Consider the following 18,994-nt stretch of genomic DNA (forward strand, 5'->3'; position numbering starts at 1 on the left):
TCCGCGTCCAAAATTTAATGCGACATCCAAACCGTCATTTCGCCTTTTCCTTTATTTCCCCAAGCAAAATACGGAATCAATTTCACTTGTACAGTATTTTCATTTTTAGCAGAAAGCGGTTTGTACAACGTTTTCTCCCACGAATTATTAGCTTTTATTACCGCTTCGGCATCAATGCTCATCAAATTTCTATTGTTTAATGTAAACGGATTCGTTGCAAATTTAGAATTCAACTTCAAAGCCACATCATTCACACTAATTTTAGCTGGCAATTGATCAGATTCTAAACAATATACTAAAGGCCCTCTTTTTACAGCGACCTGATTTTTAACTTCTTCAACCAACGGATTCGCTTCCATCAATTCAACCGGCATTAGAAGATTCAACTCAATAACATCTCCTTTTTCCCATTTCTGATTCAATTTCAAATAAGTTCCCGAAACAACTTTATCTGAAACTTTTGAATTATTAACCGAAACTTCTGCATTCTGACTCCAACCCGGAATTCTTAAAAAGAAAGCTTGCAAATCTTTTGGAGCTTTTACAATTTTCAAGGTTATTTTTCCATCCCAAGGATAGTTTGTTTGCTGTTCAATTTCTAATGCTCCTCCATTAATTGTTTTGGTATTCAAAGAATTACTTCCGTACAAATTGACAAACAAACCTTCTTTTGAAAGACTGTAAGCATAATTTCCAACTTCGGCAATTGTTCTGGTTACGTTTGGGGCACAACAGTTTGACAAAGCAATATAACCTTCACGTTCATTGCCCCATCTTTGGTGAAACGGCAAATCATTTGAAACATTCAATGGATTATTGTACAAGAATTTTTCTCCTTCCAAATCCATTCCTGAAAGCACACTATTGTAAAGTGCCAGCTCTACAATATCAGCATATTTGGCTTCTCCCGTAATTTGAAGCATTCTCCAGTTCCATAAAACATTTCCAATATTGGCACAAGTTTCTGTATGAGCCGTTGCATTTGGCAATTGAAAAGGTCTTCCATACGCCTGATGGATTTTCTGCACCACCGTTGGATCATAAGAAGTTCCGTCTGGAGAAACTCCGTCGTATAAAGAACCACAGCCTCCCGTAATGTACATTTTGCGATACGTTACATCATCCCAAATAGATTCTAGATTGTCTAATAATTTCTTTTCGCCTGTTTCAGCATACAAATCGGCTATTCCTGCATACAGATAATTCGCTCTTACGGCGTGTCCCATTGCGGTTGTCTGCTGTCTAAATGGAATTCTATCCTGATTATCATCGGTTCCGTCATTTGTGGTTCCGCGAATATCAATTAGATTATTAGCCAGTTCCAAATATTTTGGATCTTTAACGGTTCTGTACATCTCAACAATTCCCATATAATGAGACGGACAAATCGCATTTCTAGCCAATTCTGGCGATGCTTTTTTATAGAAATCGTACAAGAAATCAGCAACTCCTTTGGCAATATTCAGGAAATTTGTTTTTCCTGTAGCACGATAATGAATACAAGCCGCAGTCATTAAATGCCCCATATTGTATTTTTCAAAACCCAATTGTTTTTTAACTTCTTCTGGTCCTAAAGTTCCCCAACGTTCATCAATTAAAACTGGTGTGTGAATATAACCGTCTTTACGCTGTACTTTCGCGAAAAGCGCAATGGCTTTATCCATTTCGGCATCGAGTTTTTTATCTTTTGTAACGGCATAAGTTGCTGCCATTCCTTCAAAAATCTTGTAGAAATCACCATCATGAAACGAAGGTCCTTTAAAAGTTCCTTTACTTAATCCAGCCGCAATTTCGAAGTTTTTGTACGCATGCGAAACTTCATCGTTATGATACAAATCCCACATATACGGCAAGGTATTTTTTGTTTCTACATCAAATTGTTCTTTCCAGAAACCGTTTGTCCATTTTACATCTTGCAAGCCAACACTCTGCAGTTTGGAATATGGACTTTCTGAATTAGCAACCAAACCTTTATTCTGCGCAAAGATTACGGTTGAAAGAAATAATGACGATATGATGATGTTCTTTTTCATTTTGAATATTTTTTTGTTTGCCACGAATTACACCAATTGCATTAATTTTTTCTTTCTTTTTTAGCCACAGATTAAAAAGATTAAAATGATTTTTTTTATAAATAATCTGTGCAAATCCTTTAATCTGTGGCAAAAAACTAATTCGTGGAAATTATTGTAATTCGTGGCAAACCCATTTTTTTATTTTACAAAGAAATTAATAGTTCTGCTCATTGAATCTCCATCTGCATCTTTTACCGTTACTACGAAAGAGGCGAAACCTTTATCTGAAGCTGTGAACTGAATTTCTTTTCCTTTTAAACTCGCTTTTCCATTTTTTACTTCAGAGAAAGTATAAGCTGGTTTATTTTCAAAACCTTTGAAATAATCTGCCACGTTTAAAACTTTTTTATCTTTTAAATTGATAAAATAATGAGGCTGAGCCAGCCAGTCTAAATAATTATCCAACTGAGTGAATCCGTCTTTATCCGTATCTGAATTAGCATCTGAGAAATCGCCTGCTTTTGAATTTTCATTCAAACCAAAAGCTTTTTCCCACCAATTTGGCAAACCGTCATGATCGGTGTCCCAATCAGCTGGGCGAGTTTCTGAGGCGAAATTTGGCCATCCTCCTGCATCCTGTTCGTTATCGATCATTCCGCCTAAACCGCTTTTGCTTCCTTTATAAGTGAAAGTTCCCTTTAAAGTTTCATCTATGATTCTATTATCATGTTTATCAAAAAACGGCTGATTCGCCCCAACATCCGAAAGTACATTTTTATACGCTGCTTTTGCTGATTGCGTGTTTACATAAGAAGGAAAAAATGGTTTATCAACGAAAGTTTCATATTCAACTTTTTCATTATTGCTTATAGTAGATTTTCTTCCTTTGTCCTGAGATTTCTCATCAAAATAACCCGGCATTATGTTTCCGTCAAAATAATAGCGCTGCATTCCTTTTCCAACACCTTCGTGCTGTGCATTCAAAGCAACAAAAATCTTAGTTGAAGCACCCGGTTTGTAATAATTGTTTACAAAATTTACTTCGTTTGCACCGCCATCAGTTGTTCTCGTTCCCCAGTTGTAAACTACGTTGTTTGTGATATCCAATCTTCCTGTGTAGTAACCGTCTCCGTTTAAACCTCCGCCAATACTCCAATTACGACCTTGATTGTGTGCCAATAAATTATGATGGAAACTTCCAATATCTCCGCCAATTGTTGCTGCAAAACCGTGCATTTTTCCAGCAGGATATTTATCATGTCCCGCAACGTTTAAAGCTTCTGAAATTAAAGTTCGCTGCAGCGTAATATGATGCGCACCACGTGAACTAAACGATTCATCAATTGTCCAGCTGATAGAACAATGCTCAATAATGCTGTAATCTGCACCTGTTAATCCCATTCCGTCAAAAGTAGTTCCACCACCAATGCGAACAGTTAAAAAGCGAATTACTCCATCATTTCCAGTTAACCCAATTGGCGCCCTGCTGATTGTAATTCCTTCGCCCGGAGCCGTTTGTCCTGCAATAGTAATATAAGGCTGATTTGCAACCAATCTCGAAGCCAATTTGATATTTCCTGAAACATTAAAAACAATCGTTCTTGGACCAATTTCCTGATTGATGGCATCACGTAAACTTCCTGGTCCATCATCATTTAAATTAGTTACTTCTACTACTTTTCCACCACGTCCACCAACGGCATATCTTCCGTATCCTTCAGCGCCTGGAAAAGCCAGTTGAGCAGGTTTAAAAGACCACACATTTCCTAAAGTTATCGCACCATTATTATCAATTTCGTCTACTCTCCAATAATACGTTGAACCGCTGTATAAATCAGAAACGCTAAAGCTTTTATCGGTTTGTTTTCCTTTAAATTCTTTTGAAGATTCGGTTGCCGTTTCTACCGCATTTTTATCTGTTCCAAAATAAACTTTATGAGCCACTACATTTTTTGGAGCGTCCCATTTTAAATTTAAAATTTTGGTTACTTCAACATGTTCATCTCTGTTTTTTGGTTCCGGAGTACGTGCCTGATTCATTAAGTTTGGCGTATCTAATTCAAAGCCATTGATTACAATTTGTTTTACGATATCAGGATTTGAAGTTGGATCAATTTCAAAACGAACTATCACATCTTTCCCTTTTGAAGCATTAAAAGCAATATAGGCCATCGAAGCATCAATCTTAGCATTGGCTCTCTGACTTGCATTTACAGTTTCCTGAAGTTTTCCATCAACATAAATTTTTATTGGCGAAAAAGTTTTGCCTGTAATCACATCAAAAGCGTTATGAAATGTCAAAAGTGTATGTTTTCCTTCTTTCAAATCGCTGATTTTTAACTCTAAATTTTCAGCCGTCACCAAACCGTCGCTTCCCAGTTTATTGTAAAACGGAGCGTTCATTCCGACTTTATACCATTTTGAAGTGAAGTTTCCTTTTAGTTTAAAACTTACTCCATTAAAAGTTTTCTGGTCTTCTTTATTTTCATTGATAACCCAAGAATCGTAACTCGGATCGTGAACTTCTTCTAATCTTCTTTGAAAAAAGTCAAAATCGACTTTTACAATTTGTTTATCAGTATTTGGAACTGATTGTGCTTGTCCGTTTGTGGTCAAAAATACGGACAAAACAACACCGCTTATTAATTTCTTAATCATTTTTGTTAGTAATAGTTAGTTTAATTTTGTTTTCTCTGCTTCAGATTTTCCAAGCAGATTTATAATGTCTTTTTTTCTTTCTTCAGGAATTACTTTTAAAGCCTTCAATTCTCCATTAAAGAGTTCAGCTTCAATCGTAGTATTTTGCTTAGCGTGTAATTTAAAATGTACGTTCCAGTCTTTTGGCCATGCTGGAAAAAGATAGATTTTGCCGTCAGTTTCCTGTAAAAGCATTTCCTGCATACCAATCATTCCAGATCCACCCCAGTTATGATCAGGAACCCAATCAAATCCTGGACCCCAAAATGCTGGAAAACGTCTTTCTGAATTTGCCATTTTCATTATATTGTATTTTGCCGCTTCATCTGTTAATCCCAAACGAGCCGAGAAAATATTGTCTTGTTTCCAGCCTACATGGCTTCTGAATTTTAAAGCATCTGCATCATATTTCCATGTATTCAAAGCCGTTTCTAAATCCGGTTTTCCGATGCCGTAAATTCCCCATGGATAAACAGGATATAATTGCGGAACTTCCGAATTATTAACTCGTTCCCAAGATTTAGCCGGAACCAAAACTTTATGATTATCGATCTGTCCAAAATTTAAAGGTGGAATTCTAGTTTGAAATGCTTTAACATATTCTAAGTCTTCTTTAGATAATTGTTCCGAAGAAAGGTTTAAAAGCTGTGATGTAATTACTTGTAAAGCAGAAATAGTACTATTGGCATTATTCGCCATTTTATACGTTTCTGCTCCAGAACCCGGATATAAAACTAATTTTCCGTTTCCATCCAAAGCTTTTCTGCCTCTTTGTTTGGCTAAATATTGATAATGTTCATCAAAAAAACGAAGACAGCTTATAATGAATGGATTGTATTTTTGAATGTCTTCTCCCGCATATTCCTTTTGTTGCAACATCATTTGGCAAAATTCTAAAACGGTGTCCCATTCGTATTCCAGCCAAGCATTATATTCCATTCCTGGATCGTAATTTTCGGGACGTTTCCATTCGTATTCGGCAGGATTTGGAAGTCCGAAATTTTCTAATTGTTCAGTGAATGAAGCTCCGTTATGATTCCAATAAACTTTACTACGTAATTCGGCATTTTTTTGAAGGCTTATGTAATAATTCAATTGCGATTTCATCATGTCAAAATCTCCGCTTTTTACCATCGGAAAATAAACCAATCGCTGGTTTTGAGCCGTCATCGTTCCTCCGCCCCAATTCCTGAAATCGGGCGTAAAATTCAGGTCTTTATTCGTGTAAACAGGATCAACCGTAAAAAGTCCGCCGTTGAATTTGGTTGGATATTTTCCGTATGCATTGCATCCGAGCATATATCGAAACAACTGATAATTCTGCCCGATTTGATAAACTGAATCTTTCTCAATAGATTGCTTTTTTTGGGTAAAAATAAAACTGCGATTCCAGAAAGCATTCCACCATTTTTGAGTGTTTTTTTCTGCTTGTTTGAAATTATTATTATTCGCTAAAATCAAACTTTTCAAACTGTTATTCCAAGTAGAAAAATCAGATTGATTGGTGTTTAAATAAATTTCTAAAGAATGCTTTTTTGAAGGTTTAGTACTCGTTAAATTAAAACCTTTGAAATCGATATCTTGGTATTTTCCTAAATAAGTTCCGTCTGGTTTTAGATTATTACCTTTCATGAATCCACCGAAAGTTAGGTTGGCAATCGGATTCAGCATTTGATCTTTTACCGATTCCATTTTCTGCTGTTTTACCGCAACGTCAAAAACCGTATTTTCTCGATTTCTGTGGTAAAATTTAACTCCGTTATTTTCAAAAGAAATAGAATCTTTATACGTAATAAGTTCTCCCTGAGGCGCCCACTTATAAGAATTAGCATTGTTTTCTTTTCCTTTCGGATAACGGTTTTGATAACGCCAGCTTTCATAAGAAGCTGTCATTTTCAGCGAATTTTTACTTTCTAAATCAACATGAATGATTGGTTTAAAAACATCCACCCAAAGTTTGATTTTGGTATCGTTTTGTCCAACCAAAACATAACCGCCTTTGAGTTTCAATTCCTGACGAAAACCTTCTTTTCCTTCAAATGGATTTGGTGTTAAAGTCACCTTCACACGTCCTAATTTCAATAAAGTATTATGTTCGTCGAAAGTGCCGCTTCGCGAAAAATAAAAATACAAATCGCCTTTCTCTACCCATACATTCATACCAATATCCCCGCCTCCCAAAGGCATAGATTCTGATGAATTATTGCTTTGCGTTGTCCAAATTTGATTGTAATTGTCGAGCGCAGGAATTTGCGCTTTAAGACAAAGCGTTGTGAAAAAAAGTATGTATTTTATGTATTTCAATTTTATCTGCTTTTTAAAAGTTTTTTTGTCATTTCGACTGAAAGGAGAAATCACAACCATAACCACAAAGATTGTCGTTTACTATTGCAGAATTTCTAGTGTGATTTCTCGTTCCTCGAAATGACAAACTGCATGTCAATTCACAATTTATAATTAACAATTCACAATTATAAACTACCATTCATCCGTTCTAAACGAAGAAACTGGCAAACCACCCGCACTAAACAATTCCGCTTTAGCGAAATCCTTCCATAAATAACGTATTGCAACTGGTTTCTTAACTTTATCTGAAGTCAGAACTACTGATTTTCTTCTTACGACTGTTTTCGCAGGATAGAAAACTTTGTCTTCTCCTGCAATTTCAAAACCTAAAACTTCTTTATCGTAAGAGGTGATTCCGTTTGCCACATCATCAAAAGAAACGGTTACAGCACCGTCTTTGATTTCCATGCTTTTATATTTTGGACTCTCGAATTCGAAACCTTCAATACCGTACGTTCTTGCTAAAGCTTGAAAAGCCAATCGCTTTCCACCTTTTTCCTTGTCCATTGGGTGAATGTTGTTTTCTTCTCCAACATCCATCAAAACCGCAATTGCTGAGTTCGGAATTTCCTTTGAAGCCTTAAACTGCGCCTCTCTCAAATAAGCCGAATTGTATTTTTCTAAATAATCTTTTGGATGAAAAGAAGCATAATTGAACGGTGCAATCTGCGCATAGTAAAACGGAAAATCGCCTTGTTTCCATAAAGCTCTCCAACTGCTGACCATTTTTTTCATTAAAGCAGTATATTCTGAAGCTCTCTCATAATTTGATTCTCCCTGATACCAGATACAGCCTTTGATTCCGTAACCAATTACAGGCGAAAGCATTCCGTTAAACAAAGTCGTCGGCACACGGTTTGGATCTTTTGCCAATTCTTCTTTAGTAGTCGGAATTTTAGCGCTGGCAAAATCTTTCAGCATTTCCTGATTCATCCACGCTTCCATGCTCGAACCTCCGTAAGAAACATGAATCAATCCAACCGGAACATCTAAAACTTCCTGTAAAAGTGATCCAAAATACCAAGCCGTTGCACTAAAATTCGAAGTCGATTTTGGAGAAGCTTCTTCCCATTTTCCTTCAAAATCATCTTTTGGTTCTAAAACCGTCGCTCTTGGAATCGTGATTAAACGAATGTTTTTATTGGTTGATCTTACGATAATTTCATTTCCGTTTTTAACGGGTTGTCCTTGAAATCCTTTCAAAGGCATTTCCATATTCGACTGACCTGAACAAAGCCAGACTTCACCTAACAAAACATTTTTGATAGTTGCTTTTTCGCTTCCTTCTGAAACTTCAATTGTGTAAGGTCCACCAAAGGAAACCGTTTTTAATTCTGCTTTCCATTTTCCTAAAGCATCTGCTTTCACTTTATAAGTTTTAGAATCCCACGAAGTTTTGATTACAATATTAGCGTTCTTTTCTGCCCATCCCCAAATTGGTGCGTTGGATTTTTGCTGTAACATCATGTTATCAGAAAACAATGCTGGCAATTTGATTTTGGCATTGATTTGAAAACTTGCTAAAATCGTTAATAATGCAATGATTGATTTTTTCATTTTTTATTTATTTTTCTGCCACAGATTAATAGGATTAGAAAGATTTTTTTTTCGCCACAAAATTCACGAATTTTCCTCAATTCATATTCTAAAAATAATTCGTGAATTGCTTCGCCCGTTCGCTATCGCTTGGGTCGTGGCTAATATTTAATCTTTGTTAATCATTTTAATCTGTGGCTAACATTTCATTTTTCTTTTACAATACTCACTGGCCCTAATAATCCCGCTTTTAGCAATGGATTCCCTTCCAATCTAAATGGCGCTGTTGTCCATGTCAATCTTTCTTCTTTTGGCAATTTTTGATCGCCAATTAATCTATTTACCCACGTATTTGTAACTTTTATTTCTATCGTGTTTTTTCCTTTTTGTAAAGCTTTTGAAATGTCTGTTTTGAAAGGAAAAGTCCAAAGCGTTCCGCAATCTTTTCCATTAATCTTGATTTCAGCAATATTGGCAATTTCACCTAAATCCAACCAGATATTATTAGTATCTTTTCCTTTCCAGTTAAACTCTTTTTTATAAACTACCGTTCCTGAATAATATTTAATCTGATCATTTTCAGAAGTACTCCAGTCAAAAAGTTTATTTGTTTTTACTATTTCTTTCGGTCCTTTAAATTCAGGATCAAGTTGTAATTCCCAGTTTTCATCTAAAGTCTGAACTTTTTCAAATTCAGATGATTTTCCTTGCGCTAAAACTTCTTTTGTTTCATCCTTAAAAATCACAAAGCCAGATTCGTTCGCATCTAAACTTATCGAAACAATTGTTCTTCCGTTTTCTATTTTCCAATTGGCTAAAGCCGAAGTTTGATCTGTTACGGGATTGTACCAAACAGGAATTTTTCCAGCTATTCTGAAAGAAGCATCGAATGTTCTTTTTTGTCCTTTTTGATTGGATATAAAATAAACATCTTCAGTATCCGATTTACGATGCGCCCACGCCAATGTTTCTGAATCAGCTCGGTTTAAATTTGGAAAATAAACATCCTGAGTAATTCCGATTGACGCAAAATCTTTTCCTAAATACGGTAATTTGATAACCGTACCTTTTCCGATCTTCCATGTTGATGAGTTGGCGTTATTCCAAATTTCATCAATTACATTTTGCCATTTCTTTTGATCGGTTTCTGATTGAATTCCTGGCTGAAGATTCGGTTTTTCATCTACAAAAATCGTTGCTCCATCTTTTATTAATTGGAGGATTTTTTCGGCAGAAGCCAAAGAAAGCATCTTATTTGGTGCCATTTTATGACTTCCTGGGAAGAATAAAGCGCCATATTCAATTCCGCCATCAAATGTTACTTTACCATTCTGAACTTTCGCTCTATTGATTAAAACATCGGCGTTGAAAGAATCGTATTGATATCCATTCAACGGATTAATCCATTGTGATAAATCGGTAATACTTTTAGAATAGGTCACTTCTTTTGGCATTTTTGCCGTTGGCTGACCTTCATTTTCTAAACGGATTTTCTCGCTTTCCAGTCTTTCTTTTCCAAACACATTCGGAATAAAAGGCACTAATCGATCGGGCACAAAAGAACGGGAAGGAAAATCTTCTCCAATAAAAACTGCCAAATCAATTACAGGTTTTCCTTTTTGCAACTGAAACTGCACTCTTTGACAATAATCAAACCAAGCTTTTCCGGGTTTCCACCAAGTTTGGTCTCTTTGGAAAAAAGTTCCGATATCGTCTAAGGTCATTCCCGGTTTTCTATCTGTCCACGGATTATGCACAAAAACATGATAAAATAAACGGTTAATCCCTAAAGCATAATTGCGGTCCGCCGTGGTTTTTAGATTTCCGGGATGTTCGTCCCAATCCATTCGCAAAGCCGTAAAAGATTCTGCCTGAATAATATCTTTTCCATAAATATGTCCGCCCGAAATAGCATCGACCATATCAAACGGTTTGTCATGCGTTGGGCTTTTCAGCCAAAATTCACCGCCCGGATAATCGACATATTTATAATGCAATAAAGCATCACTCATCATTGTTGGGGCGACATTTTCTGTACTCAATTTAACTTTATATTCTTTGGCAATTTGCGCAACAGTTCCATAGAAATTATCTGCAACTAAATCGCCGATTGTTTTTCTGACATCGTACAAAACTTTCTCTGAAAAATTGGCGCTCTCAACTGGAATTCCAGCCATTACAGGAAGATAATCTACAATATCATAACCGCGTCTCTTTTTAAATTCAGCCTGAAAAACCGAAGACCAATTTTGACTTCCGCATTCCCAACTGTCAAAATGAAGAATTTCTAATACTCTTGAAGCCACTTCTGTTCCAGCAGAACGAACAGCTTCTCCAAACCAATGATCCAACTGAAAACGAATTAATTCGGGATTAAACTTGTCTACTTCCAGTCCTTTTCCTGCACCGCCAGTTGCATTTTCATGTCCTGTAGAAGTGTGTCCCATTCGGATGATTTTCCATTTCCCTTTTGGTGCTTTCCAATTCAAATTTCCGTTAGCATCAACAAAATTGGAAATATTGATAATTTCTGATTTTTTGAATGCATCAAAATTCGGAATTTCTTTATCTGTAGTCTGCGGAGTCAAACGCCAGATTGCGCCTGATTTTCCTTCGTAATTATTAATCAATGATTGATTCGAAAGTGTAATTTTACTCACTTTCAGATTCTGTTTCCATTTGGCAAAATCCAAATCTTCAGCTCCTGGTTCTGTTCCTACTGGATCATACACAAATCTGAAATATTTTGCTGTAACTGGTGTAATAGTATGTGTATTCGGAAAATCCATATCCTGCCAGCCGTGACGAGGTGCGATCAGTCTTTCGTGGAATTTAAAATGAACTCCATCATCACTCACTTCCACAATTAAACGCTGTGCCTGATAATCTCTTCCTTTGGTTTCAATTACAATCGCTTTGCAGGTAAAAGGCTGTGCAAATTCGTATTGAATCCAACCTGCATCTGCAAACTTAAAGTTTTCGTCTTTCTTCGGATCAGCCAAAAACGAAGCATCGGTATTGTTTGAGGTCGTAACTTTTGGTAATTGAATCTGCGAAGTAATTTGGTACTCTTTTATCGGAATAGCAAAAGTGGCAATGTCTTTATAATAATCTTTGTAATGTACTGGAACTGGCAATTTTAGCGCCACATTTTTTCCAGCCGAAATTTCAGTCGTTGACCAGACTACTTTCTGCATCGACATTTCTGGTGTAATCCACGGCCCGCCTGCAACGGCAAATCCGTCTGCTCCATGAAAAGCTAGTTTTAATCCTAAACGATCTGCTTCTTTAAAAGCCCAATGAATCATATCCCAAAACTCTGGACTCAACTGTAAAACGGGAGGGTCTATCAATGGCGGATTTGCTGGACCTTTTATAGTCATTAAATAAGCGCCCGCAATTCCTGCTTGTTTCATAGATTCTAAATCGGCTGTGATTCCGGGTTTAGAATACGCCGATTTCATCCAATACCAATACACCCAAGGTTTCGAGGATTCTAATGTTGGCTGAAAAGAGGTTTCTTTTTTATGGACTTCCTGCGCAGAGACAAAGCTTGTTAAAAGAAGGACAAAAAAGAGGTGTTTTTTTTGAAACATTATTCTTTGTTTTATTTCGTTTGTAAATCCGACAGGTTTTTGAAACCTGTCGGGTTTGATGTATTATTTATTATTAAAAACATAGCCAATGGTTTCCAACCATTGGGGCGCAACGTGATTTAATGATGCGTTTCCCGAGGTTTCAACCTCGGGCTATGTTTGATAATCTTTGTCGAATTTCTTGTGTAATTTCTCTTTACATAGAAATGACAAACTGCACTTAAAATATACTTAATCTATAAATACAAAATACCTAACAGGTTTTGAAAACCTGTTAGGATAAATTGTAATCTAATATTTAAACTTCTTCAAACTATTTTCCAATTCATTTTTTGAACCGCTGAAAGGCGTCAAATAAAAACTATACTCGTAATTTCCAGACTTAATCTGATATTGTTCTAATGGCTGTGCAACCAATGTCCAACTGTCATTTCCTCCTACTCCCATTTGGATTAAATCAATGTTTACAGTTAGAAATCCTGGATCTTTCAAATCATACGTATGTCCAGATGCGCTTAGATTTTCTTGCGTATAAGGCCATGCACTCATACTTAAAACTTTATTATCGTTAACTACTAAAAATCCGTTGTTTTTTTGCGGAGTACTTAATGCCATCCATCTTACATCGCATCTGTTTCCGTTTTCTTGTGGTTTTGGATAATGTTCGATAAAATCATTTATTGGAAGCGAATATTTTCCAACAAACGAACCGAAACTTCTATCGCTATAATTTTCCAATTCGCCTTTTCCATACCATGAAATTTGATCGAATTTTCTCTGAACTCCCATCTGCATTCCGATTTTTGGAATGTTCGGCAGTTTGTTTGAAGCTTTCAAGCTATAATCTACTTTTACTAGTCCGTTTGGTAAAATGTCGTAAACTACTTTTACGTTCGCACTGTCTTTTATAATTTCGTAATCACTTGTAATTTTGATTTCCGAAGCTGATTTATGAATTGAAATGTTAACCAATTTTGGTTTTGCTTTATACCATTGTTTCAACAACTTTTGCGATTTCCATCCGCGTTTGTCGTTGTCTGTAAGCGGTCTTACGAAGTTTGGTAAAAGCGGTGCAAAAACTTGTTCTTCTCCATTGAAAATATAAGAACTCAAAGCGCCATTTGTTTTTCCAATTGTAATATCAAAAGCTTTTCCTTTGATTTTAAAATCAGATTCAGATTCAGAAACATTCAGCGTTTCTTTTTTAGATTCTGGAGAAACGACTTCTTTCTTTTTCAATATGAATTGATCTTCCGCGACAGCGTAACCTTTTGAAGCCCATAATTCATCTTTTGAAAGTTGGAATTCTATATTTAAAATATATTCGGCATCGGCTTTCATTTTTGGAAGATATTGACTCACTTCTAAAGTTGTCGATTGTCCTGCTTCTAATTTAAAAGGTTTCAAAATCTGAGTTTTAATTACGTTTCCGTTTTCCAAAACTTTTAAAACTGGAACATAGCTTTCTAAAGATTTAACGGCCTGACGATTTTTGATTTCTAATTGATTTCCTTTTAAAGTCGAAATCGCTGGCTGATACACCCATTTATTCTCAAAAATTGAGCCTTTTGGTTTTCCGTAAGAATCTACAATTCCTTTTGTATTGAAATTTCCATCATGATATTTTTCGCCGAAATCTCCTCCGTGCGCAAAATAATTCTGACCAGATCTCGAATCAAATTTCACGATTCCCTGATCTTTGAATTCCCAAATACAACCTCCAATAACTCTTGGAAGCGAACGGAATTCATCCCATAATTCTTTTAAATTTCCAACTGAATTCCCCATGGCATGAGAATATTCAACAAAAATAATAGGACGTGTATCTTTCTTTTGATCTACTAAAAATTTAGGAGTGAAAACGCCCGGATAAAAACGGCTGACCATATCGACATATGAATCATCCTGTGGGTTTTCGAAACGATAAGCATGATCGATTGTTTTCGGATATCTAGGATCAAGCGGATCGATGTAACCGTCTAATTTTGCATTTCCCTGCGCTGGTTCGTAATGCACTGGACGAGTGATATCAAAATCATGAACCCAACCTGACATTGCAGAATGGTTTGGACCTTTTCCGCCTTCATTTCCTAAACTCCACATTACAACCGACGGATGGTTTTTATCTCTTTCGACCATTCTAATCATTCTTTCCATATAAGCGTTTGTCCAAAGCGGATCGTTGCTTAATTTACCGCCAATTCCGTGTGTTTCCTGATTGGCTTCGTCCATTACCATGATTCCATATTGATCGCATAATTCGTAAAAATAAGGATCGTTTGGGTAATGGCTCGTACGTATAAAATTGAAATTGAACTTTTTAATCGTAGTAATATCTTGCTTGATATCTTCTCTCGTAACGGCTTTTCCTCTTGTAGGATGATGATCGTGACGGTTTACGCCATATACATAAGTTTCTTTTCCGTTTATGAGCATTTTGCCATTCTCTTTCGAAAATTCAATCGAACGGAAACCCACTTTACAGCTTTTGGCTTCGGTAACATTTCCGTTTTTATCTTTTATGGAAATAACCATCGTATATAAATTCGGCTCTTCTGAACTCCATTTTTTAGGATTTTTGATGGTCTCTTGAAAGAATCCAAAACGAACATTGTCCAAACGAGGATAACTTTCGTTGATTAAATCAATTACAGGTCTTTGAAGGGGTTCTTTGAACATTGCCGTATTATTGGCATCATACAATTGAACATTTATCGTATAATCTTTGATTTTTGCTCCAGTTAAATTCTCTACTTTTGGACGCAATTTGAAAATCGCATCTGTATATTGTTTATCTAATTTGGTTTGAACAAAGAAATCCTGAATACGCAGTTTCGGCTCTGCCATAATGAAAACTTCACGCTGGATTCCGCTCATGCGCCAATGATCCTGATCTTCTAAATATGAACCATCAGTCCAACGAATTACACGAACTGAAACTACATTTTCGCCTGCTTTTAAATAAGGTGTAATATCAAATTCTGATGGTAAAAAACTGTCTTCTCCATAACCTAAAAATTCTCCGTTAAGCCAAACTTCAAAACCTGAACTTACAGCTCCGAAATGTAAAGTCACGGTCATATCTTTCCAATTTTCAGGAACGGTAAAACTGCGTTGGTAAGAACCAACTCCGTTATAATCTTTAGGAATATAAGGCGGATTTATTGGTCGAAACGGATAAACAGCACTTTTGTAAATTGGATTATCGTATCCTTTCATTTCCCAGTTTGAAGGCACTTCGATTTTATCCCACCCTGAAACAGTATTTTTATAGAAATCTTTTGAAGCTTCTTTAAGATTTACCGCATATTTAAAATTCCAATCGCCGTTTAGCATTTGGATTCGACTTTTGGTTCTGTCGCCTTTTAGTGCGTCTTCAACAGAAGCATATGAATATGAAGTTGCTCTCGACGGCTGTCTGTTGATACTCGTTATTGTTGGATCTTCCCAAGGAGCAAATTCGTATTTTTTATGTAATTCTGGAACTCCCGCTGGTTCTCCTGTTACGGATTGTCCTTGCGTGTAAGTTGTGAATAGTAAAATGTAAAATGTATACGTCAAAAATCGTAATCTGAAAAATGGATTATTGTATTTTGATTTAGATGTAAACATTGGTTTTATATTATTGTTCATTATTATTTTGATTCAATTGTCCCTATGGGACAAAATTTTCTATGCGCTATTTTTTTCTACCGACGAGAGCCTCCTAACGGAGTCATTTCAGTTGGGAGTATTAAGGTATTTCATAACTCATAACTCATAACTCATAACTCATAACTCATAACTCATAACTCATAACTCATAACTATTTCTTCTTTTTCTCCGGCGGAGCCACAAAATTCAATTTGCTTTTCCCTAAATCCTTAGACGTTGCGATTGCAATTCCTCTTTGTTCTGCTTTGTTTACAGCGCAATAAAAATGATAAACTACTCCGTCATGTTTGACCACAAATGATTTATGAGCAAACATATCATCATAAGGTTCAGAAGATTTAACCAAATCATCTCCTTTCCAATCGGTCCAGTTTACTAAATCATTCGAAACGGCGAAACGGTTAAATGCACCTTGATTCCAACCCGTCCAGAAAGCTCCAAAATAGAACATCACCCAAGTATCATTAATTCGCTGAATATAAGCATCTCCTGAAATTCCTTTATGATGATTGATTAATGGTTTATCGCCATAACGTTTCCATGTTTTCATATCGTTTGAAACCGCCATCGCAATACGTTCTGCACCTTTTGCAGGATTGATACTATCGCCACGGGCATTATAATACATGATAAAATTGTGCCCTGTCAATTTATCTTTATCACGAATCACACTGTTTTTGTACATCGTACTATTGTCCCACCATCTGGCGTCTTTATCTTTTGGCGTTAAAACCGGATTTTCTAATCTTTGAAATTCGTGCGGTTTTGTCGGCGCTTCTTTGGTATATGCCATTCCGATTGATAAAACTCCTGCTTCATAACCTTTACTATCTCCGCCAAAATAACTCATCCAATATTTGTCATCGTACTTTTCCCATTCGTAGCTTCCGCCCCAAGTCATGTCTTGCAACGAAATATATCCTGCTTTTTGGTTCACATCCCAGTGTTTTTCATTTTCTGAAAATGACATTACTTTTCCTAGATGTTTCCAATCTAAAAGATTGTCGCTTTCCGCAAGCCAGGTTTCGTAACCTCTTCCGTCGTAAATTAAATACGTCATATACCATTTGCCATCTTTTCTAAATACACTCGGGCAATCCATTTTATACGAGTTGTCGGTAGGAACCATTACTAAACCATATTTATAAGGCGTTTTGATTTCTTCGTAAATCTCCTGCATTACGCTGTCTGTAATTTCTCTTTTCTTGTATTTAGTTGCACAACTTGTTAGGACAAGTGCTGAAATGGTTAGGATTAGGTATTTAATTTTCATTTTTATGTTTTTTTGCCACGAAGGCGCTAAAGCTCTAAGTTTTTTTATTATCTTGTTTCACGCAGATTTTGCAGATTATTAATTGATTTTTATCTGTTTAAATCAGCTAAAATCTGCAAAATCTGCGTGAAATTATTTTTTCAGCTCTTTCAATTTCAATTCCATCACATCTTTATTTAGCTTTACTTTTACCATTCCTGTTGGATGAAATCTTCTTTTCAAATCGATTGCATTGTATACTATTGTGTAAACATCGTTTCCTTCTGAAATTAGACACAAAGGAGTTCTCATAATATCCCACCATTTATCTACTTTGGTTTCTATTGGTAAATAATGTGCTCCTGCCCAATTAAGACCGTCAGCTGATAATGAATAGCCAATCATATTTGGTAAATGATGTCCCCAGCCGTCTGGACCACCGTCGAAAATCGCGATGTACATTCCGTTTGGTAACTGACTTACAATTGGATTTTCTACAAATAGCGGATGTATGGTTTTAATTGGTTCCAAACCTTTATTCATTCTCAACCAAGGCCCTTCTAAACTTTTAGATTCGGCTAAAGCTACAAACCAGCCTTTTCCTGATTTTTTCGGATAATCTGCCCATGAATTGAACGGATACGCACCGCTGTAAAACCCGAAATATTTATCTCCAACTTGATAAGGGAAAAATGAAGCAACTCCCTGACGACCTTCCCAAGGCTGAGAATCTAATCCAGGTTCCATAATAATTCCAATATCTTTATAAGGACCACCAATTCCGTCGATTCCTTCTACAGTCGATTCACAACGCCAAATTCTTCCGAAGGAATGGTTTGGTTCAATTTCTTTACTTACGGTATAAGCCAAATAATAGCCGTACCATTTGTTTGCTTTTTCATTAAAAACTGGCATATAAGACCAAATTGCAGCACGACGATCATTCATTGGGTTATCGTCTTCGGTAACGGCATAAACACCACTTGCTCGGTAAATTGTAGATTCTCTTTTCCAGTGAATGGCATCTTTACTTGTCCAGTGTCCGATTTTGGTTTTTACACGATCATAATAATAATCTACTCCTTTTTCTCCTGCTCTTTCTGTTGGAAACATATGATATGTATCGCCAACTTTTACTACACGTCCGCCTTCAAAACCTCCCTGAATTTCTTCTGTTCCAGACATTCCTTCATCGATAACAGGTTTGTTTTCTCCGCCGATAATTTCGAAAAGCGGTTTCTCATCTGAAAATCCTTCAACGATAAAAGTTGGATTCCACAGTATTCCGTCTGGAAAATTGGCATTTCTTGGCTCTAGTTTTTCAGAAGCTTTTACAACTCCTAAAACAGCAAATAATCCTTTTCCAAGATTTAATGTTTGTGTTCCTTTTGGGAAAGAAACCGCATAAACATTTACAGAAGGCAATCCTGTTATAGTGACTCCGTTTTCTAAAATTAATTTGGCGTTTTGAAGTTTATCTGCTTGAAGATATTCTGAATTTTCATCGTGAAAAACTCCAACTAAAACCTGAACTGGTTCTTTAAACTTTAACTGCAAAGGAGCATTAGCTCCATTTTTATATTTATCTAAAGGAAGTTCAATTCCAGTCAAACCTTGCAATTCTGGAGCTAAACGAACAATATTGTGTTTGCTTCCTGAAAATACATGTGCGTATTGTGTGGTTTTGAACGTTTTGTAATTTGATTTTACAATTTCAAATGAGGCTGGTTTCCATGTTGTTGTTTGTGCTTTTGCTTGAATGCAGAGAGCGATTAGCATTAGGAAAGCGGTTTTTAATTTGATGTTATATTTTTTATTTTTTGAAAACATTGGTTTTTTATTTTTTTTTTATTGAGCTTTTTTTTGTCATTTCGACGGAGGAGGAATCACACTAGGAA

At 36.1% G+C, this 18,994-nt stretch carries 8 protein-coding genes; all 8 read right to left on the bottom strand.

The window, feature by feature from the left end:
• Positions 1–14: 14 nt before the first annotated feature.
• Entirely contained in the window at positions 15–2,033 is a 2,019-nt protein-coding gene (locus tag ABXT06_RS09795; protein WP_354590595.1) for an aceric acid hydrolase, read from the bottom strand.
• 180 nt (positions 2,034–2,213) lie between these two features.
• Positions 2,214–4,673: a pectate lyase family protein gene (locus ABXT06_RS09800; RefSeq protein ID WP_354590596.1), complete on the bottom strand. Its 2,460-nt coding sequence runs from the start codon at positions 4,671–4,673 to the stop codon at positions 2,214–2,216.
• A 15-nt stretch (positions 4,674–4,688) separates the two neighbouring features.
• Complete coding sequence (locus ABXT06_RS09805; protein ID WP_354590597.1) at positions 4,689–7,016, bottom strand: DUF5703 domain-containing protein; 2,328 nt, start codon at positions 7,014–7,016, stop codon at positions 4,689–4,691.
• A gap of 174 nt (positions 7,017–7,190) precedes the next feature.
• Entirely contained in the window at positions 7,191–8,615 is a 1,425-nt protein-coding gene (locus ABXT06_RS09810) for a sialate O-acetylesterase (protein ID WP_354590598.1), read from the bottom strand.
• Between the two features lie 185 nt (positions 8,616–8,800).
• Positions 8,801–12,190: a glycosyl hydrolase gene (locus ABXT06_RS09815; RefSeq protein ID WP_354590599.1), complete on the bottom strand. Its 3,390-nt coding sequence runs from the start codon at positions 12,188–12,190 to the stop codon at positions 8,801–8,803.
• 291 nt (positions 12,191–12,481) lie between these two features.
• Positions 12,482–15,823, bottom strand: coding sequence for a glycoside hydrolase family 2 TIM barrel-domain containing protein (locus ABXT06_RS09820; protein ID WP_354590600.1), 3,342 nt, complete (start codon positions 15,821–15,823; stop codon positions 12,482–12,484).
• 172 nt (positions 15,824–15,995) lie between these two features.
• Positions 15,996–17,117: a glycoside hydrolase family protein gene (locus tag ABXT06_RS09825; protein ID WP_354590601.1), complete on the bottom strand. Its 1,122-nt coding sequence runs from the start codon at positions 17,115–17,117 to the stop codon at positions 15,996–15,998.
• 132 nt (positions 17,118–17,249) lie between these two features.
• The gene (locus tag ABXT06_RS09830; RefSeq protein ID WP_354590602.1) at positions 17,250–18,926 is read right to left on the bottom strand and encodes a glycoside hydrolase family protein; all 1,677 of its coding nucleotides are present in this window, start codon (positions 18,924–18,926) and stop codon (positions 17,250–17,252) included.
• Positions 18,927–18,994: the final 68 nt, after the last annotated feature.

Origin of the sequence: Flavobacterium sp. UW10123 (assembly GCF_040538975.1) — a bacterium.
In the GTDB taxonomy this organism is placed as follows: domain Bacteria; phylum Bacteroidota; class Bacteroidia; order Flavobacteriales; family Flavobacteriaceae; genus Flavobacterium.